The sequence below is a fragment of the Bradyrhizobium liaoningense genome (assembly GCF_018130785.1).
In the GTDB taxonomy this organism is placed as follows: domain Bacteria; phylum Pseudomonadota; class Alphaproteobacteria; order Rhizobiales; family Xanthobacteraceae; genus Bradyrhizobium; species Bradyrhizobium liaoningense_A.
In genome coordinates this window covers 1-19,163 of the sequence record NZ_JAFCJT010000042.1, presented here as the reverse complement: position 1 = coordinate 19,163, position 19,163 = coordinate 1, and the positions used below count along the sequence as shown (strand labels likewise).

The 19,163-nt window shown below is 64.6% G+C and carries 15 protein-coding genes; 5 read left to right on the top strand and 10 right to left on the bottom strand.

The annotated features are described in order from the left end of the window. Positions 1-354: 354 nt before the first annotated feature. The 3 genes from JQ627_RS37900 to JQ627_RS37890 all read right to left on the bottom strand — a co-directional run bounded on the left by JQ627_RS37900 (position 355) and on the right by JQ627_RS37890 (position 2,758). Positions 355-915 (bottom strand): carboxymuconolactone decarboxylase family protein, encoded by a 561-nt coding sequence (locus JQ627_RS37900; RefSeq protein WP_212489422.1) that lies wholly within the window; start codon positions 913-915, stop codon positions 355-357. A gap of 109 nt (positions 916-1,024) precedes the next feature. Then, complete coding sequence (locus JQ627_RS37895) at positions 1,025-2,188, bottom strand: PLP-dependent cysteine synthase family protein (protein WP_212489421.1); 1,164 nt, start codon at positions 2,186-2,188, stop codon at positions 1,025-1,027. A gap of 105 nt (positions 2,189-2,293) precedes the next feature. Next, positions 2,294-2,758, bottom strand: a complete 465-nt coding sequence (locus JQ627_RS37890) for an Lrp/AsnC family transcriptional regulator (protein ID WP_212489420.1) — start codon at positions 2,756-2,758, stop codon at positions 2,294-2,296. A 162-nt stretch (positions 2,759-2,920) separates the two neighbouring features. Here JQ627_RS37890 and JQ627_RS37885 point away from each other — a divergent pair, with 162 nt between their 5' ends. Beyond that, the gene (locus JQ627_RS37885; RefSeq protein ID WP_212489438.1) at positions 2,921-3,934 is read left to right on the top strand and encodes a 1-aminocyclopropane-1-carboxylate deaminase; all 1,014 of its coding nucleotides are present in this window, start codon (positions 2,921-2,923) and stop codon (positions 3,932-3,934) included. Between the two features lie 195 nt (positions 3,935-4,129). Here the strand turns inward: JQ627_RS37885 and recQ are convergent, their stop codons facing one another. The 4 genes from recQ to JQ627_RS37865 form a co-directional block, all read right to left on the bottom strand. After that, a complete protein-coding gene (recQ, locus tag JQ627_RS37880) occupies positions 4,130-5,995 on the bottom strand; it encodes a DNA helicase RecQ (protein ID WP_212489419.1) in 1,866 nt (621 codons plus the stop codon). Between the two features lie 307 nt (positions 5,996-6,302). Next, positions 6,303-7,046 carry a polysaccharide deacetylase family protein gene (locus JQ627_RS37875; RefSeq protein ID WP_212489418.1) on the bottom strand — a complete coding sequence of 248 codons (744 nt, stop codon included), beginning with the start codon at positions 7,044-7,046 and terminating at the stop codon, positions 6,303-6,305. A gap of 105 nt (positions 7,047-7,151) precedes the next feature. Further along, positions 7,152-8,153, bottom strand: coding sequence for a homoserine O-succinyltransferase (locus tag JQ627_RS37870; RefSeq protein ID WP_212489417.1), 1,002 nt, complete (start codon positions 8,151-8,153; stop codon positions 7,152-7,154). 12 nt (positions 8,154-8,165) lie between these two features. Then, positions 8,166-9,467, bottom strand: coding sequence for an O-acetylhomoserine aminocarboxypropyltransferase/cysteine synthase family protein (locus tag JQ627_RS37865; RefSeq protein WP_212489416.1), 1,302 nt, complete (start codon positions 9,465-9,467; stop codon positions 8,166-8,168). Positions 9,468-10,115: 648 nt separating this feature from the next. Here JQ627_RS37865 and JQ627_RS37860 point away from each other — a divergent pair. Beyond that, a complete protein-coding gene (locus JQ627_RS37860) occupies positions 10,116-11,420 on the top strand; it encodes a TadE/TadG family type IV pilus assembly protein (protein WP_212489415.1) in 1,305 nt (434 codons plus the stop codon). A 52-nt stretch (positions 11,421-11,472) separates the two neighbouring features. Here the strand turns inward: JQ627_RS37860 and JQ627_RS37855 are convergent, their stop codons facing one another. Then, positions 11,473-13,047, bottom strand: a complete 1,575-nt coding sequence (locus tag JQ627_RS37855; RefSeq protein WP_212489414.1) for an amidase family protein — start codon at positions 13,045-13,047, stop codon at positions 11,473-11,475. A 250-nt stretch (positions 13,048-13,297) separates the two neighbouring features. Between JQ627_RS37855 and JQ627_RS37850 the strand changes: the two genes are divergently transcribed. Further along, positions 13,298-14,116: a uracil-DNA glycosylase gene (locus JQ627_RS37850; protein WP_212489413.1), complete on the top strand. Its 819-nt coding sequence runs from the start codon at positions 13,298-13,300 to the stop codon at positions 14,114-14,116. Then, the gene (locus JQ627_RS37845; protein WP_212489412.1) at positions 14,113-15,723 is read left to right on the top strand and encodes an amidohydrolase family protein; all 1,611 of its coding nucleotides are present in this window, start codon (positions 14,113-14,115) and stop codon (positions 15,721-15,723) included. The genes JQ627_RS37850 and JQ627_RS37845 overlap by 4 nt, the downstream gene beginning before the upstream one ends. 7 nt (positions 15,724-15,730) lie before the next feature. Here the strand turns inward: JQ627_RS37845 and JQ627_RS37840 are convergent, their stop codons facing one another. Next, complete coding sequence (locus tag JQ627_RS37840; RefSeq protein ID WP_212489411.1) at positions 15,731-16,765, bottom strand: aldo/keto reductase; 1,035 nt, start codon at positions 16,763-16,765, stop codon at positions 15,731-15,733. A gap of 10 nt (positions 16,766-16,775) precedes the next feature. After that, positions 16,776-17,957, bottom strand: a complete 1,182-nt coding sequence (locus JQ627_RS37835; RefSeq protein WP_212489410.1) for an MFS transporter — start codon at positions 17,955-17,957, stop codon at positions 16,776-16,778. Positions 17,958-18,055: 98 nt separating this feature from the next. Between JQ627_RS37835 and JQ627_RS37830 the strand changes: the two genes are divergently transcribed. Next, complete coding sequence (locus tag JQ627_RS37830; RefSeq protein WP_212489409.1) at positions 18,056-19,006, top strand: LysR family transcriptional regulator; 951 nt, start codon at positions 18,056-18,058, stop codon at positions 19,004-19,006. The last annotated feature ends 157 nt before the right edge of the window (positions 19,007-19,163 follow it).

The following is a 19,163-nucleotide window of genomic DNA, read 5'->3' as shown; positions in this document are numbered from 1 at the left end:
CGATCACGGCAGGGTAGCCGCCCACGCCGGTGCAGTCCATCGCTGGTCGATACAGCTTGACCACAGGAGCGATCACGTTCCATCTAACACGCGGTTCCGTCATCACAGTGCCACGCGTCGGATTGTCACCTGTCTCATCGTCACCCATCGCATCATCAGGCCTTCCGCACTGCCGCGATGGGGGTGCCTTGCCTGACGATTTCGGCGGGCGCCGCCCTCGCCAACGAGGATGCACCGCATGGGCGACAGTGACAACCGCCTGTTCGGATCACCGCCCAGAGCGCGTGGACGCCGAAACCGTCCTATCAGGTGACGTTGCGCACGCCGCTCTACGTCGTGCGCAACTAATCCCAGCTACTCAGGCACCGGCACGTCGAACGTATTCAGCGTGACCGAGACCATGCAGTAGACGCCGACGAGATAGGACAGCTCGGCCGCGCCGTGCTCGCCGAACTCCTTCACCGCGGCGCGCCAGGTCAATTCCGGCAGCACGCCACCGCTGACCAGCGCGGACGCCACATCGTAGGCGACGGCCTCCTGCTTGGTGAGATCGACCGGACGCTGCCCCGCGACGATGGTCGCGAGCTTCTCGTCGGAGAGGCCGCGCTGCTCGGCAACCAGCACATGAGCATAGAGCTCGTAGCCGGAGCGGAAATGCGAGCCGGTGACGAGGATCGCGACCTCGCGCACCGGCGCCGGCAGCAGCGGGTTCGACGCGATCGCCTTGACCAACTCCCACACCGGCTTGCCGAAGCGCGGCTCGCGGATCCAGGGATTCCAGGGTCCGAGCAGCGCGCCGTCGTCGCGCATGTTCACAAAGCCCTTGAAGTGGTCCTTGATGCCGGCTCGCATGTCCTCATAGAGCGGCTTCTGTTCGTCGGTCAGATCTTTCGGATCGAGAATGGGAAGGCGCACGGCAGGATCTCCTCGTTGAGAAGACGGAACGGTCACCTGCATGCATGCGCAAGGCAAGTGAAGTTGCCGTGACGATCGTGCCATTTTGCAAGTGGCAGGGAGACGTCGGCTATGATGCCTCGGGGCTTGGTACGATCTGTGGATTTGCGACGTCGTCGACGTCGAGCGTCAGCGGCTCGCCCGTCGTGAGGAACGACGACAGGGCCGCCTCGAACGGCGCAGGATCGAGACCGCGCCCCTTCAGCCATTCGGGCTCGTAATAGGTCTGCCGGTAGCGCTCGCCGGAATCGCAGATCAGCGTCACCAGCGACCCTGATACGTTCGCCTGTCGCATCTCCGAAGCGAGGCGGCACAGTGCCAGAAAGTTGGTGCCGGTGGAGCCGCCGACCGCGCGGCGCAGCCGGCGCGAAAGCACGTTCATCGCCGCGATCGTTGCCGCATCCGGGATCTTCATCATCCGGTCGACGACGCCGGGGACGAAGGAGGGTTCGCAGCGCGGCCGGCCAACGCCCTCGATCAGCGATGGGCGTTCGCAAACGTGAGAGCGGTCCTGCGTGCGGAAGCAGTCGAAGAAGGCGGAATGCTCGACGTCGGCGACGCACAGCCGTGTCGGATACTGGCGATAGCGCAAGTACCGTCCGATGGTGGCCGAGGTGCCGCCGGTGCCGGCACCCATGACGATCCAATCCGGGATCGGCCGGAGCTCGCCCTGCAATTGCGTGAAGATCGATTCTGCGATGTTATTGTTGCCGCGCCAGTCGGTGGCGCGTTCGGCAAATGTGAACTGGTCCATGTAGTGGCCGTTCAGCCGGGCGGCGAGCGCAGCGGCTTCCGCGTAGAGCGCGCGGCTATCGTCGATCAGATGGCAGTTGCCGCGATAATGCTCGATCGCGGCAATCTTCTCCGCCGAGGTTGTGCGCGGCATCACGGCGTAGAAGGGCACGCCGATCATCTGCGCGAAATAGGCTTCCGACACCGCCGTCGATCCCGACGAGGCCTCGACCACAGGCGTACCTTCGCGGATGTGGCCGTTGCAGAGCGCGTAGAGGAACAGCGAGCGCGCAAGGCGGTGCTTCAGGCTGCCGGTCGGATGCGTGGACTCATCCTTCAGATAGATATCGATGCCGGCGAGCGCCGGCACGATCAGCCGGATCAGATGCGTGTCGGCCGTGCGGCACTGATCGGCCTCGATCGCGGCGACGGCCTCGTCCACCCAACCGCGCCGATAGGCCGGCGCGGCCGGATTGAGTTGGCGGAAGGGGAATGTCTGCATCGCCTGAATCTCCCATGATGCGGATCGCCCATCAATAGCGCTGGATTTTGTTTTGACGCTTTTTCTGGCGCGAACCAGCTTCCACTTCGCTGGAAAACGCTATGCTCAGAACTCCAGCGGCGCGTTGTCGACGACTTCCTTCATCACGAAGAAGGTGCGGGTCTGGCGCACGCCGGGCAACGCGATGAGCTGTTCGCCGTGGATGCGGTTGAAATCCTCCATGTCGCCAACGCGGATTTTGAGGAAATAGTCGAAGTCGCCGGCGACGAGGTGGCAGTCGAGCACGCATTTCAGCCTGGTGATCGCTTGCTCGAAGGTGGCAAAACTCTCCGGGGTCGAGCGGTCGAGCACGACGCCGACCATCACCAGCGTGCCCTTCGCCACCTTCTTCGGGGCGACCATGGCACGGACGGCGGCGATGAAGCCGTCCTCGAACAGGCGCTGGGTGCGGCGATGGCAGGTGGCGGGACTGATGGCGACGGTTTCCGCCAGCTCCGCATTGCTGAGCCGGCCGTTATTCTGCAACAATCTCAGCATCTTAAGGTCAGTGCGATCGAGTCGAGCGGGCATGGAAGAAACTTCGCAATTTAGATCTATCTCGGAATAAAATAGATCTATTGGACGTATACCTGCAAGATTTTCGGCATTTGTTGCGCAATATTTGAAAGCACATTTGTCCGCGGCGGTGCTAGGCGCTTGAGCCAATTCAACGCCAATCGGGATGACCCAATGATGCTGGACAAATTCGCGCGCTATCCGCTGACCTTCGGCCCGACGCCCATCGAGAGGCTGGAGCGGCTGTCGAAGCATCTCGGCGGCAATGTCGAGATCTATGCCAAGCGCGAGGACTGCAATTCCGGCCTTGCCTATGGCGGCAACAAGCTGCGCAAACTCGAATACATCATCCCCGACGCGATCGCCTCGAATGCGGACACGCTGGTCTCGATCGGTGGCGTGCAGTCCAACCACACCCGCATGGTCGCGGCGGTCGCGGCCAAGATCGGCATGAAGTGCCGCCTGGTGCAGGAAGCCTGGGTGCCGCACGAGGACGCGGTCTATGACCGTGTCGGCAACATCATGTTGTCGCGCATCATGGGCGCCGACGTGCGCCTGGTCGACGACGGCTTCGACATCGGCATCCGCAAGAGCTGGGAGCAGGCGATCAACGAGGTGAAGGCAGCGGGCGGCAAGCCTTATGCGATTCCCGCCGGCGCCTCCGTGCACAAATTCGGCGGCCTCGGCTATGTCGGCTTCGCCGAGGAAGTGCGCAAGCAGGAGACCGAGCTCGGCTTCAAGTTCGATTACATCGTGGTCTGCACCGTCACCGGCTCGACTCATGCCGGCATGCTGGTCGGCTTCGCCGCCGACGGCCGCGCGCGAAAGGTGATCGGCATCGACGCGTCCTTCACGCCGGCGCAGACCAAGGCGCAGGTGCTCGAGATCGCGCAGAACACCGCAAAACTCGTCGAGCTCGGCAAGGATCTCGTCGCCGACGACGTCGTGCTGATCGAGGATTACGCCTATCCCGCCTATGGCGTGCCGTCGGAAGAGACCAAGGAAGCGATCCGTCTCACCGCGCGCCTCGAAGGCATGATCACCGACCCCGTCTACGAGGGCAAATCGATGCAGGGCCTGATCGACCTCGCGCAGAAGGGCTATTTCGAGAAGGGCGCGAAGATCTTGTACGCGCATCTCGGCGGCGCACCTGCGTTGAACGGGTATGCTTACGCATTCAGGAACGGCTGAGTCGTACACACCGAGGCTGTCGTCCCGGGGCGCGACGAAGTCGCGAGCCCGGGACCCATAGCCACAGGATCGTATTTGGCGAAGACTCGTGGTTGCCGGCTTGCCCTAACCACATCGGCCTGTGGCTATGGATCCCGGATCTGCACGCAGCTTCGCTGCGCTTGTCCGGGAGGACGATGCGGATGGATAGGCGCCCTACCGCGTCCTGATGATCTGCAACAGCTCGTCGCCGTAATGCTCGAGCTTCTTGTCGCCGATGCCCGGCACGCCGCGCAGTTCGTCGAGCGTCGTCGGCCAGGCCCGGACGATGCCGTCGATGGTGGCGTCGTGCAGCACGACATAGGCGGGCACGCCGCGCTCGCGCGCGACATCTGAACGCCAGGACCGCAGGCGCGCGCGCAATTCGGGATCGACATCGCCTTGCGGCGCATTCGCCGCCGGCGCGAGATCGCCGCGGCGGGAGTTCGTCCGGCTTGCGCGAACACGCGTGCCCGGCGCTTCCTCGCGCAGCCACACCTCGGTCTCCCCGCGCAGGACTCCGCGCGCGGACTCCGTCAGCTTCAGCGCGCCAAAGGCTTCGCTGTCGCTCTGCAAATGTCCCATCGCCACTAGTTGCCGCAGCACCGTGCGCCACTGCTTCTCGTTCAGTTCGCGGCCGATGCCGAACACCGACAGCTTGCCGTGGCCGAACTGCGTCACCTTCTCGGTCAGACGTCCGATCAGCACGTCGATCAGGTGCATCGCGCCGAAACGTTGCCCGGTCCGGTAGGCGCAGGACAGCAGTTTTTGCGCCAGCACCTTGCCATCGCGCATCTTGGGCGGCGTCAGGCAATTGTCGCAATTGCCGCAATTGGTCGCGGCCTCCGTCTCGCCGAAATAGGCGAGCAGCCGCTTGCGCCGACACTGTGCGGTCTCGGCGAGGCCGACCAGCGCGTCGAGCTTGCCGATCGATACCCGCTTGAAATCGTCAGAACCGCTGGACTCGTCGATCATGCGGCGCTGCTGCACGATGTCCGAGAGACCGTAGGCCATCCAGGCCGCGGACGGCTTGCCGTCGCGACCGGCGCGGCCCGTCTCCTGATAATAGGCCTCGATGCTCTTCGGCAGGTCGAGATGGGCGACGAAGCGCACGTCGGGCTTGTCGATGCCCATGCCGAAGGCGATGGTCGCGACGATGACGATGCCGTCCTCGTTGAGGAACCGGTCCTGGTTGCGCGAGCGCACGCTGCTGTCGAGCCCGGCGTGATAGGGCAGCGCCGCAATGCCGGCGTCGTCGAGCGCAGCGGCGACCTCCTCGACGCGATTGCGCGACAGGCAATAGACCACGCCGGCGTCGCCCGCATGACGCTCCCGGATGAATTCCTTCAACTGCGACACTGCGTTGCGCTTGTCGACGATCTCGTAGCGGATATTTGGGCGGTCGAAGCTCGAGACGAATTGCGGGCTGTCCGTAAGCTTCAGGCGCTCGACGATCTCCTTGCGCGTCAGCTCGTCGGCGGTCGCGGTCAGCGCGATGCGCGGCACGTCTGGAAAGCGTTCGGCAATGATGGAGAGGCCGACATATTCGGGGCGGAAATCGTGGCCCCATTGCGAGACGCAGTGCGCTTCGTCGATGGCGAACAGCGCGACCTTGGCCTGCGCCAGCATCGACAGGCAGCGCGGCGTCACCAGGCGTTCTGGCGCGACATAGAGAAGGTCGAGATCGCCCGCGATCAGGCGGCGCTCGATGTCGGAAGCTTCCTGGAATGTCAGCGATGAGTTCAGCGCCGCGGCATTGACGCCGGCCTCGATCAGGCCGGCGACCTGGTCGCGCATCAGCGCAATCAGCGGCGACACCACGATGCCGCAGCCTTCGCGCAGCAGCGACGGCAGTTGATAGCATAGCGACTTGCCGCCGCCGGTCGGCATCAAGACCAGGCAATTGCCGCCGTCCGTGACGTGCCGGATGATCTCACCCTGTGCACCGCGGAACCCCGGCAGGCCGAACACCGAATGCAGCACCGACAGCGCATCGCGGCCGTTGGCCGGCGCAGGCAGCGGAGCGGTAGAGGAAGCGGTCATGGGTGTGTCGGTGCAAGGCCGTGAGATTCGTCACAAGGCCAGTCGCATGACGGCGGCGGCGTGGCAAGACCGTTTGCGCGGCAAGACGCGACTCTTCCCCTCTCTCCCCTTGCGGCAGAGGGTGGCTCGCCGCATAGCGGCGAGACGGGCGAGGGGTTCTATCCGCGAATAAATCTCTAGCGGAGAATATGACGAGAGAACCCTCATCCTGCGCCATAGCCGAAGCCTCGCTTCGGCGTTCCTTAAGAACGGCGGCCAAAGGCCGCCTATGCCACCTTCTCCCGCAAGGGGCGAAGGGAAGAAGCAGCTACGCCCCGATTCGTCGCAGCGCTTCCGCGACGGTCACGATCGGCATGCTACGTCGCTGGGCCGCCTCCAGCGCTTGGCGCATCAGGTGCGGCGTGCAGCCATAGGGGCTTGGCGCGTTGGCGACATCGTGGCCGTAGAAAATCAGCCATCCGCCGCTTGCGACCGCCTCGTCGAAATAGCGATCGACGCCCGCAATATCGATCTCGCAATCGACCAGAGGCGAGGCGCGCAGGAACTGGAGGTCGATGACGTCGCGATTAACGCCGGGAAGGATACCGCGCGCCGAGCGGAAGGTCTTTGCGAGCTGCGGCTTGCGCCAGACCGAGGCGATCCCATAGGGATAGGCGAAGTTCTCCAGCTTGATCGAGGAATCTATGTCGCGGAAGTGGCTGCGATTCCGTTCGATTTCGCGGGCCATGGCGGCCTCGTCGAGATTGGCCGAGCTCTGGTGCGAGAAGGTGTGGCAGGCAATCTCATGGCCGCCCCGGTGAAGCCGCACGATCGCGTCATTCGACAGGCCGTGCCAATGATCCGACGGACGATCGATCAAGCTGCCGGCCAGGTAGTACGTGCCGCGGCCGCCATGCTTCTCCAGAAGCTCGGCGCCCTCGCCTGCGGCGCTATCGGGGGCGTCGTCGAAGGTGAAGCTCACCATCGGCGCATGCGCAGGCAGGCGGTGCGGCGCGGCGCGGAAATGCCGGGCCAGCCGATTGCTCACGCGTCCCTGGAGTGCCGACCACACGACTGCGTTTCCTGTGATTCCGTATTTCTCTACTGAAACATTCGTGCGCTGGTTGAGGCAAGCCTAACGCCCGGGTAATCCTAACGCGGAACCAACGACCTTCGTCTAGCGTGCAGGGACCGAGGTATCGGCTTCCGCGCCGAGATATTGCAGCCAGTTGCGGAAAAGCGCCGCAGCGGCGCTGCCAGCGGCGATATCTGTGCGCAAACTCAGCGCTGGCAGTTCGTTGCTGAGCGCCGGGTGGCGCTGGTGGGCCGCCTTCTTCTCGAAGCGATTGAGTTTCTCTTCAGTCGCTGCGTCAAAATAGCTCACGGGCAGGTGCGGATAAGTCTCGCGCTCGCGCGCGAGATAGCGGCCGATGTCGCGCAAATATTCGCGCTGGAGCGACAGCGCATCGTATTCCGGGTGCCCCTGGAAGAACACGAAGCGGCTGGCATATTGCCGGACGAAGATATCGACACCGGCCTTTGCCGAACGCGTCAGCACCTGGTACCCGGCCTGCGCCAGATCGCCCTCCGCGATCTCGTTCAAACGCGAATGCGAGATCTTGAGCGGCGCAGGCGCGGCCCGCGTCAGGGAATCGTTCGTTACGGCTTCGCAGTCGAAAATGCCGTGACATTTGGCCGACAGCCGCCGCCGTTCGATACGGTCGAGATGCAGCACCGCCGCATGCGCGGCGAGGCACGACCAGATCGCCGAGCGCGTGTTGACCTTGGCCCAGTCGATCAGCTCGGTGAGATCACGCCAGTATGGTTCCTGGTCGAGTTCGGGTGCGACCGGCTCGGCGCCGGTCACGATCAGCCCGTCGAACTTGTGGCGTCCGAGCTCGGAGAGTTCCGAATATTCACTCTCGACATGCCACTTCGCTTCCGGCGAGCGCTTCACCGAGGGCAGTGAGAAACAATGGAAGCGGATGCGGCGCGGGCCTGCGGCGGCCTGAAGCAGCTTCATGAACTGCCGCTCGGTCGCCTTCAATGCCGGGTCCGGCATGTTGTTGATCAGGCCGACGGTGAGCTCAGTGCCAACGCGGTCGCGTGCGAGATCGCCGTCGGCCGGCACCAGCGCCGGGCTCGATATGCCTTGATCCCTGTCGATCAAGATCGTCATCGGCGCCGTCGTCTACTCCGCGGCCTGGAGGCGTGCCGACGGGCAGGCCTTCTCGAGCGCCTGGTCGATGTCCTCGATGATATCTGCGGAATGCTCGATGCCGATCGACAGGCGGATCGTCTCCGGCAGCACGCCGGCGACGCGCTGCTGCTCCGTCGACATCTGCCGGTGGGTGGTCGAGGCCGGATGGCACGCCAGCGACTTGGCATCGCCGATATTGACGAGGCGCGTGATCAGCTTCAGCGCATCGTAGAAGGCCTTGCCGGCCTCCATGCCGCCCTTGATGCCGAACGTGAACAGCGAGGAGGCGTTACCGTCGAGGTATTTATGAACGAGCGGGTAATAGGGGCTGTCCGGAAAGCCGGTGTAGTTGACCCAGGCGACGCGCGAGTCCTTGCGCAGGAATTCGGCGACCTTGCGGGCGTTCTCGCAGTGGCGCTCCATCCGCAGCGCGACGGTCTCGATACCCTGGAGCAGCAGGAAGGCGTTGAACGGCGACAGCACCGAGCCCATGGTGCGCTGATAGACGCTGCGGGCGCGCTCGATATAGGCGGTCCTGCCGAAGCGTTCGGCATAGACGAGACCGTGATAGGAGGCGTCGGGCTTGTTGTAGGCCGGGAAACGGTCCGCGTGCTTGGCCCAGGGGAAGTTTCCGGAATCGACGATGGCTCCGCCCAGCGTCGTGCCATGGCCGCCCAGAAACTTGGTGAGCGAATGCACGGCGATGTCGGCGCCGTAGTCGAACGGCTTGAGCAGGATCGGGGTCGCGACCGTGTTGTCCACGATGAGCGGCACGCCATGGGCATGCGCGATCTTGGCCAAGGCCTCGATATCGCAGACATTGCCGGCGGGATTGCCGATGGTCTCGGCGAACACGGCGCGAGTGTTCTCGTCGATCAGCTTCGCGATCGCCTCAGGCTTGTCGCTCTCGGCAAAGCGGCCGACGATCCCCTGGCGTGGCAGGATGTGCGAGAGCAGCGTGTGCGTGGTGCCGTAGAGCTGCGGCACGGAAACGATGTTGCCGCCGTGATCGGCGACGTTGACGAAGGCGAAATGCAGCGCCGCCTGCCCGGTCGCGACTGCGAGCGCGCCGACGCCGCCTTCGAGCTGGGCGATGCGCTTCTCCAGCACCGCGCTGGTCGGATTGGCGATGCGGCTGTAGCGAAAACCTTCGGCCTCGAGATTGAAGAGCGCGGCGCCGTGATCGGCGCTGTCGAAGGCATAGGCCGCGGTCTGGTAGATCGGCACGGCCACCGCGTGCGTGGTGGCTTCGGGCTCATAGCCGGCGTGAATAGCGATCGTCTCGTTGCGCATCGTGCCACCTCCGCGTGGAGCGGGCCGCACTTATTGGCCTGTATGAGGCATGTGCGTTGTCCGCCGTCCCTCTGTTAGAGGCGGGTGGTAAAGCGGACAATAATTCGCATAGAGGTCGAGGAAGTAACCCTAACGCCTGTTGGTGAATTGGCTAAAATTCGCGTCAAATTGGATTAATGAACTGGAATTCCGGGCGTCACGCTCGGCGGATATCTCGCCGCAAAACGCGACCTCATCCTGAGGGGCCCGCCGCCGGCGGGCATCTCGAAAGATGGCCGCGACCTGCCCCGCCACATTTTCTGCCATATGCGATCGCCCTGCAGTGCAAGGAGAGCGGGCGTCATCACGGCGTGAACAATGATCGGATGGACCTCCTGCATGTCCTCGCCCTTACTGCAAGTTGATGCATCTCCGCGCGACGCGGCTTACGTGCACGCCAACACCTGCGGAAGACGCGTCACGCATCATCCGTGATACTACGGGTCTCAGCATCGCTCTTGCGCGAAAACCTCGTTTTTTACAGGCTCTCGGTGCATGTCGACACGATCTGCAACGTACAGGACATGCGTGGTCACGCCGCGATCAACCGATACGTAAGTTTCGGCGGGCTAGACTGGCGCATCGGTTTTCGTTGAAGGATGCGTTTGCTTGACCCTTGCTACCGGGAATGCTCATCGCCTGCTCTCCCGCTTTGTCTCCGACCGCCGCGGTAACATCGCCATCATCTTCGCGCTCGCACTGGTGCCGCTGGTGTCCTTCGTCGGCGCCGCCATCGACTACTCGTTCGCCGCGCGCGCCAAAGCGAAGCTGGTGGCCGCACTCGACACCGCCGTGCTGGTCGCCACCGCCAAGAGCGAGATCACGAAGAGCGCATCGACGGCGCAGACCGATGCCGTAAATGCCTTCACCGGACAAATGTCCGCCCTCGGCTTGACGACGAGCTCGGTGACCATCAACGTGACCGACAGCGTCACGACGCGCACGGCTGTCGGGACAGCCACGACGACCGTGACGACCTATTTCATGGGTGTCGTCGGCTACAAGAGTCTCGTGGTCTCGGCGAACTCGACCGCAGCAGCTTCGCTGCCCGCCTACATCGACTTCTACGTGCTCTTGGACAACTCGCCGTCGCAAGGGCTCGGCGCCACCACGGCCGACATGACGGCGCTCCAGAAAGCGACTTCCGACAGCTGCGCGTTCGCCTGCCACGACACCTATACGTCGAGCTCGAAGAAGACGCTTCAGACGTCGAGCTACTACTCGATCGCGAAGAAGCTGGGGATCAAGATGCGGATCGACCTGGTGCGTGACGCGACGCAGTCGCTGACGGAGACCGCGACCGCGAGCCAGCTGGTGAGCAACCAGTACCGGATGGCGGTCTACACGATGGGCAGCGATTGCAGCTCGATCGGCCTGACGACAATATCCGCGCTTTCGTCGAGCCTCTCCTCGGTGAAGACGGCGGTTTCCGGCGTCGACCTGATGACGATCCCCTATACCAACTACAACAACGACATGTGCACGGATTTCGACGGTACCCTGACGTCGATGAACGGCACGATTCCGACACCCGGCGACGGCTCCTCGTCGTCGCCGCAGAAATGGCTGTTCTTCGTCTCTGACGGCGTGGCCGACTATTACTATCCCTCGAGCTGCAGCAAGTCCGTGATCTCATCGTCGGGCCGATGCCAGGAGCCGCTGACGACCACGATCTGCGACACCATCAAGGCACGCGGCGTCAAGATCGCCGTGCTCTACACCACCTACCTCGCGATCACCAACAACAGCTGGTACAACACCTATATTGCGCCATGGCGCAGCTCGATCGCAACCAAGATGCAGGCTTGCGCGACGTCGGGTTACTATTACGAAGTCTCGAGCGATGCCAGCATCAGCGACGCGCTGAACGCGCTGTTCCAGAAGGCGATCGCCGCCTCGCATCTGACCAACTGATCCCCAACGTCCGGGCTCCGCGCGTGACGCGCGAAGCCCTTGGACCGCTGATTCAGGCCATTGTCTCCCACAGCCGATGAGCGAGCACACCGGCGCGCTTCTCGATCGCGGCCGCCGCATCGAGCGCGAGGTCCTCGCGATAGCGTCCCGCGATGAGCTGCACGCCGATCGGCTGGCCGTCATGCAGGGTCACCGGCACCACCGCGCCGGGCAGGCCCAGCACGTTGATGGCGGAGATGAAGCGAATCTCGCCCCAGAAGATTTCCTTCACGCGATCGGCACTGACGGTGTCGTCGCGCGGACCCGGCGTCGGCTTCACCGTGGTCGGCGCCAGCACGACCGGATACTCCTCGAAGAACAATTGCCAGGCGCGGATGTGGCCGTTGCGTGCGGCCGTCGCCTGCATCCAGGCCTTGAGATCGAGCACATTGGCCTTGGTCTTCATGCCGCCCCAGGCCTTGTGGAAGTCCTCGGACGTCACCTTCAGCATGCCGGCCTCCTGCATCACCACGGTCTCGTTGGTGATGATGTCGCACCAGGTCTGCCAGACCCCGTCGATGTTGGGGACATCGACCTCGGCCACGCGATAGCCGGAACGCTCCAGGTGATCGGCGGCCTGACGCAGCGCCGCGCGGACGGACGGATCGACGTCCATATCCTCCGGAATCCTGGCCAGTGCGACCTTGATCGGTCCCTTCGGCTTCGGCCCGGCCAGCGGCGCCGGCACCCACCAGGGATCGCGCGGATCGCGCTGGCTCATCACATCGAGCGCGAGGCGGACGTCGCCGACGTGTCGGGCGAGCGGGCCTTGCGCTGACATCAGATGCGCCAGCATCGGCCGCTCGGCCGTGGCGCTTCCGTTGAAGGCGGGGATGCGGCCCTGGGTCGGCTTGATGGTGGCGACGCCGTTGCAATGCGCCGGCCAGCGCAGCGAGCCGCCGATATCATTGCCATGGGCGATGGTGCCGATGCCGGCCGCAACCGCCGAGCCGGCGCCCCCCGAAGAGCCGCCGCAGGTGATGTTCGGGTCCCAGGGGTTCAGCGTCAGCCCGTGCAGCGGATTGTCGGTGAAGCCGCGGAAGGAGAATTCCGGCGTGTTGGTGAGGCCGATGACGATCGCGCCGGCTTTCTTGAGATTGCGCACCACGGGCGAGTCCGACGGCGCGACAAAATCCTTGTTGGCGGGCACGCCGTTGAAATTCGGCCGGCCTTCGTAGTCGACATTCTCCTTGATCGTGATGGGCACGCCGTGCAGCAGGCCGAGCGCGCCGCCCTTGGCGCGCTGCTTGTCGGCCGCATGCGCGGCCTTCAGCGCTTCCTCGCTGAGATCGACGACAACCGCGTTCAGCCGCGGATTGACGGCGCGCATCCGGTCCAGATGCGCTTCGACGGTCTCGACCGCGGAGATCGCGCCGTTGCGGATCGCGGCTGCGGTGTCGACCGCGGACCATTGCCAGACCGGACCTTTCGGACGGCGCGCCGTGGCCGACTTGCGCGGCGCCGGCTTCTTGACCGTCTTCTTGGCCGCCTTCGCAACGGCCCCCTTGCGGGCGGTCCTCGTCTTGACCGAGGTCTTCGTTACTTTCCTTGCAACACTTTTCTTCTTCGTCGCCGTCTTCTTCGCCACGCCGCATCTCCAAAAAATTGCGCGGCGGAGGTTATGGAGATCACGCGTGCGTGTACAGGCGCGTTTCTGCATGGCGCGTCGCCGCGACGCTCTGCCACGGGCCGGCGCGAGAGACGCGCATGAACCTTTGGCTCCCCTCTCCTGACCCATATATTGGTTGAATGTTGGAACAAACCACCGCCAAGATTGTGCCATGGCGATTAGGTTTTTTGACCTAGCTACCTGACAGCGACACATCGGAGCATTTGCCATGCTCGTGGAATTCGACAGCGGATACGACCAGCAGCCATTTCGCGATCTGTGCGCCGACTATCCGGCCGCTGAAACCTACGATCCCGACGATTTCCGGATTGAATGGGGGCCGATCTTTCATCGCGGCCGGCTCGACGGATCGGCGCGCATGCTCGTCGTCGGTCAGGATCCCGCCCAGCACGAGACGATCGTGCGCAGGATCCTGGTCGGCACCGCGGGCCGCCGGACGCAAGGTTTCCTGGCGAAGCTCGGCATCACGCGGAGCTACGTGATGGTGAACACCTTCCTGTACAGCGTCTACGGGCAGAGCGGCGGCAACAAGCACAAGAACGAGCCGGGCATCGTCGACTACCGCAACAAATGGTTCAAGGCCGTGCTCGCGCCCGGCAATATCGAGGCCGTTGTTTCGCTCGGCGGCCTCGCCGACGAGGCCTGGAAAGCCTGGCTCAAGACGTCCGAGGGCGCGGCCTACAAGAGCTTGGCCTATCAGCACATCACGCACCCGACCTGGCCGGAAAGCTCGGCCCACGATAACGCGACGCGGGCCGCGAACACCAAGATCATGCTGACCAAGTGGAACGCCGCGCTCGCGGCTCTCGCACCTGGGGTCCAGCATCCCGACGTACCGACGGCGCTCGTGCCATATGGCGACGCCTTCAAACCGAGTGAGCTCTTCGACATCATCGCAAAGGATCTTCCCGCCGGACTGCCGGCGTGGATGCGCGGAGACACGCCATGGGCCGTGCGCCAGGGCGCCGACGCGGCCGCCAAGCGGCGCACGATCACGATCACCATCCCCGACGGAGTGATCCCATGAGCCCGGCTGCCAACCCGAAGCGATGGGCCCTGAGCGGGCGGATCGTGACGATGACCGCGGAGAACGACGTCATCAAGAGCGGGACGATCTTCATCGAGGACAATCGCATCGCCGCGATCGTACCCAAGGGACAGCCGGCCCCGGCGGGCTTCGAGGCCGTCGTTGCAGTGGCGACCGGCGGCACCATCTATCCCGGCCTGATCGAGCTGCATAATCACCTGAGTTACAACATCCTGCCGCTCTGGAGCGTGCCGCAGCCCTACGTCAATCGCGACCAATGGCAGAACGCCAAATCGTACAAGACCTCCGTGACCGGCCCCATGAGCGCGATCGCGCTGGCCGACGACGGCTCGCTGCTGCCGGCCCTGGTTCGCTATGTCGAAGCCAAATGCATGGTCGCGGGCACGACGACGAGCCAGGGGATCACGCTGTCGAACTGGAGCGGCACGATCCACAAATACTACAAGGGCGCGTTGCGCGCCGCGGAGATCGGGAGCCCGCCCGATCTTCCAAAGGCACACTCGAAGATTCCCGACATCGAGGCCGAGGATTGGGCAAAGTTCGACAAGGAGCTGAAATCGTCATCGTGCTTCCTGCTGCATCTCAGCGAAGGCATCGACACCAAGGCGCATAGCCACTTCCTCGCGCTGCGCAATCCCGAGGGAGACTGGGCGATCGAACCGTCGCTCGCCGGCATTCATTGCACAGCGCTCGATGCGACCGACTTCGGAACGATGGCCGAAAATCATGCCAAGGTCGTCTGGTCGCCGCTGAGCAATCTGCTGCTCTACGGAAAGACGACCAATGTCGTTGCCGCGCGCACGGCCGGCCTCACCATTGCGCTCGGCTCGGACTGGTCGCCGTCCGGCAGCAAGAACCTGCTCGGCGAGCTGAAGGCGGCCAAGGTCGTGTCCGCGCATTTCAATCTCGGCTTCAGCGACTACGACATCGCCTCGATGGCGACGCGCAATCCGGCCACGATCCTGAAGTGGGATGCGAAGCTGGGAACCATCGGCAGCGGCAAGTTCGCCGACCTTCTGGTCGTGAAGGGAGTCACCGGCGATCCATACGCTCATCTGATCAAGTCGCGCGAGCAGGACATCGTTCTGGTCACCATCGGCGGACGAGCCCGTTATGGGACGAAGACGGTCATGCAGAAGGCGGGCGGAATCGGCGAGGCGCTCAAGATCCGCAGCAGCGCACGGGTGATCGACTTCACCTCGCCCGACCAGGATCCCGGGATCGAGAGGATCACGCTGGCGGAGGCGACGAGCCGCCTCCGCGCCGCGCTCAGCAATCTCGGCACATTGCAGCCGCACAGCCTCGCCATGAGCGATGCGATCGCCCGGGGAACGGTGTCACGCACCGGATGGCGTCTCGCGCTGGACGAGCAGTTCGGCAACAACGTCCAGCTCCGCCCGCGGCTGGAATATAACGGTGTCAGGACCGGTCCGGATCTGGCGGCGGTCGCGGCGGCGGCCGAGCCGCTGCACCCGATCAAGCTGGATGGCCTCACGGTATCAGGCGATCCCGTGTTCCTGGACACGCTGAAGAGCGAGCCGAACCTTCCAGCGGGAATCGCGACGGCGATCGCGGCCTTTTACTAGTCGTTCGTCACGCCAGCGGCGGATTGAGGCGCGCAAAGCCTTCCTGGATGCGATAGGGGTAGTAGGGATAAGGCGGCATCACGGCGCTGACCTCGTCGAGACGCGCGATCTGCGCAGCGCTCAGCGACCAGCCAACCGCGCCGAGATTGTCGCACAACTGCGCTTCGTCGCGGGCGCCGATGATCACCGAGGATACGGTCGGACGCGACAGCAGCCAGGCGATCGCGATTTGCGGCACGGTACGGCCGGTCTCCGCGGCGATCGTATCAAGCACGTCGACGATGGCATAGAGCCGCTCGTCGTCCACTGGCGGGCCGAACTGCGTCGTGGCGTGCAGACGGCTGCTCGCAGGGAGCTGCTTTCCGCGCCGGATCTTGCCGGTGAGCCGACCCCAGCCGAGCGGGCTCCAGACCAGCGCGCCGACGCCCTGGTCGCGTGCGAGCGGCATCAGCTCCCATTCGTAGTCGCGGCCGAGCAGCGAGTAATAAACCTGATGCGCGACATGGCGCGGCCAGCCGTGCCGGTCGGCGATGGAGAGCGACTTCATCAGCTGCCAGCCGGCGAAATTGGAGACACCGACATAGCGCAGCTTGCCGGCACCCACGAGCGTATCGAGGGTGGACAGCACCTCCTCGATCGGCGTGAACGCATCGAAGGCATGGAGCTGGAGCAGATCGAGGTAATCGGTGCCGAGCCGCCGCAGCGCAGCTTCGACCGAGGCGATCAAGCGATACCGCGAAGAGCCGGCATCGAGCGGACCGTCGCCCATCGGCAGGCTCATCTTGGTGGAGATCAGCACCTTGTCGCGGCGTCCCTTGATCGCGGCGCCGAGGATTTCCTCGGATGCGCCGTTCGAATAGACATCGGCGCTGTCGAACAGATTGACGCCGGCTTCGAGGCAGATGTCGACCAGCCTGCGCGCTTCGTCCGCGCCGCTGCGGCCCCAGGCCGAGAACAGCGGGCCTTGGCCGCCAAACGTGCCGGTGCCGAAGCTGAGGACGGGCACCCTGAGGCCGGAGGCGCCGAGATTGCGATATTCCATGATCATTCTCCTATTCCGCCGGGCACGCCGCGACTGCGGACTGCGTTCGATCTAGCTGAAGGCTCCATAGCGCGAGCACGAGACCGACGGCCGTGATGCCGGCCGCGACCAGCGGCAGCGCGGAGAGACCGAGCCCACGGTCGATGGTGACGCCGCCCGCCCAGGCGCCGAGCGCGTTGCCGAGATTGAAGGCAGCGATGTTGAGGCTCGAGGCGAGCGTGCGGCCGCTGGGGCCGGCGGCTTCCAGCACGCGAAGCTGGAGTGGCGCGACGGTCGCAAAGGCCGCGATGCCGAGCAGCAGGATCAGCGCGATCGCTGCGATCTTGACCGACAGCGCGGCGGCAAGGCCAAGCAGCACGATGGCGAGCGCAGCGAGCGTGCCGATCAGGGCGCGCGCAAGGCCGCGATCGGCCAGCTTGCCGCCGGCGACGTTGCCGATCGCGAGACCTGCACCGAACACCAGCAGGATCGGCGACACCGCGGCTTCCGAGAATCCGGTGAAGCGCGTCAGGATCGGCTGGATATAGGTGAAGACGACGAACAGGCCGGCAAAGCCGAACACGGTCATGGCGAGGCCGAGCAGCACCTGCGGACGGCCGAGCACCGCGATCTCCTCCGAGAGCGAGATCGGCTTGTCGCCGTTGCCGACATGGCCGGGCACAAGCGCCGCCACCACGGCAAAGGCGATCACGCCGATCACCGTCACCGCCCAGAACGCCGCGCGCCAGCCGAGCATCAGGCCGAACCAGGCGCCGAAGGGCACGCCCAGGAGCGTCGCGACCGTCAGGCCGATGAACATGGTCGCAATCGCCGATGCGCGCTTGTCCTCCGCAACGAGGCTGGTCGCGACGACCGAGCCGACGCCGAAGAAGGTGCCGTGGGCGAGCGAGGTCAGCACCCGCGCCGCCATCAGCAATTCGTAGTTCGGGGCCAGCGCGCAAGCCGCGTTGCCGAGCGTGAAGATCGCCATCAGCGCCAGCAGCACGGTCTTCCGCGGCATGCGCCGTGTGGCGAGCGTCAGGACCGGCGCGCCGACGAACACACCGAGCGCATAGCCGGAGATAAGCAAGCCCGCGACCGGCACAGAGACGTGCATGTCGGCGGCGACCTGGAGCAGCAGGCCCATGATGATGAACTCGGTGGTGCCGATGCCGAAGGCACCGGCGGTGAGGGCGAGGACGGCGGGAGGCATGCGTGGCTCCAATGGATGAGACGAGCCACGCAGATAGCCGCGGCGCAGCAAAACCATTAGGATGTCCGCAATCCAATCATTTATGACGTGAATTCAACATGGCCCGTTTCGACACCAACCGCTCCGCCGAGATGGAGGTTTTCGTCCGCGTCGTCGATCTGGGCGGATTCACCCAGGCCGCACGAAAACTGCGCCTGACGCCGTCTGGCGTGAGCAAGCTGATCTCGCGGCTGGAGGCGCGCCTCGGCTCGCGACTGATCAACCGCACCACGCGCAAGCTGACGTTGACGGAGGAAGGCCAGGCCTTCTACCAGCGCTCGTTGCGCATCCTCGGCGAGATGGAAGAGGCCGAACGCGAGGCAGCGTCAGGCGCGGCGCCGCGCGGCCGGCTCACTGTCAACTGCAACATCCCTTTCGGCATGCTGCATGTGATGCCGCTGATTCCCCGCTTCCTGGAACGGCATCCCGAGATCACTCTCGACCTCGTGCTGACCGACACGCTGATCGACCTGATGCAGGAACGCGCCGACATCGCGATCCGCGTCGGGCCCCTGAAAGCTTCACGCCTTGTCGCGCGAAAACTCGGTACCAGTCGCATGGTCGTGGTCGGCGCGCCGAATTACCTGGCGCGCTTCGGCGTGCCGAAGACGCCGGCGGATATCGCCGAGCACCGCGGCATCGGCTGGACTTTTCCGCGCATCCGCGGCGGCTGGCCATTCCGGCGCGGCGACCGCACCGAGGAAGCCCTGCCACCGCCCGTCGCGCGCGCCAGCGACGGCGAAATCGCCCGCCGCCTCGCTCTCGGCGGTGTCGGCCTCGCCCGCCTCGCCCTCTTCCACATCGGCCCCGACATCGAAGCCGGCCGTCTCGTCCCGGTGCTGCAAAGCTACAATCCCGGCGACCGCGAAGACATCCACGCCGTCTATGTCGGGCACGCCGCGCCCCTCCCCGCACGCGTGCGCGCATTCATCGATTTTCTCGCCGAGCATGTGCGGGTGAGCGACCCGGTACTGAAGCGCGCTGGGGACGGGAAATGGAAGATTGCCTAGGTCATTCGCCCTCCGGCATCGCGATGACCGAGACCGCCTCACGGACATTGTCCGGGCCGCCCTTCGGAGGCCAGACGCCGGTGGCGAAGGCGGTGCTGCGCAGCGACGCGCGCTGTGCAAGGCTTTCGAAACCCCAGATATGGGTGATGCGGGGCGG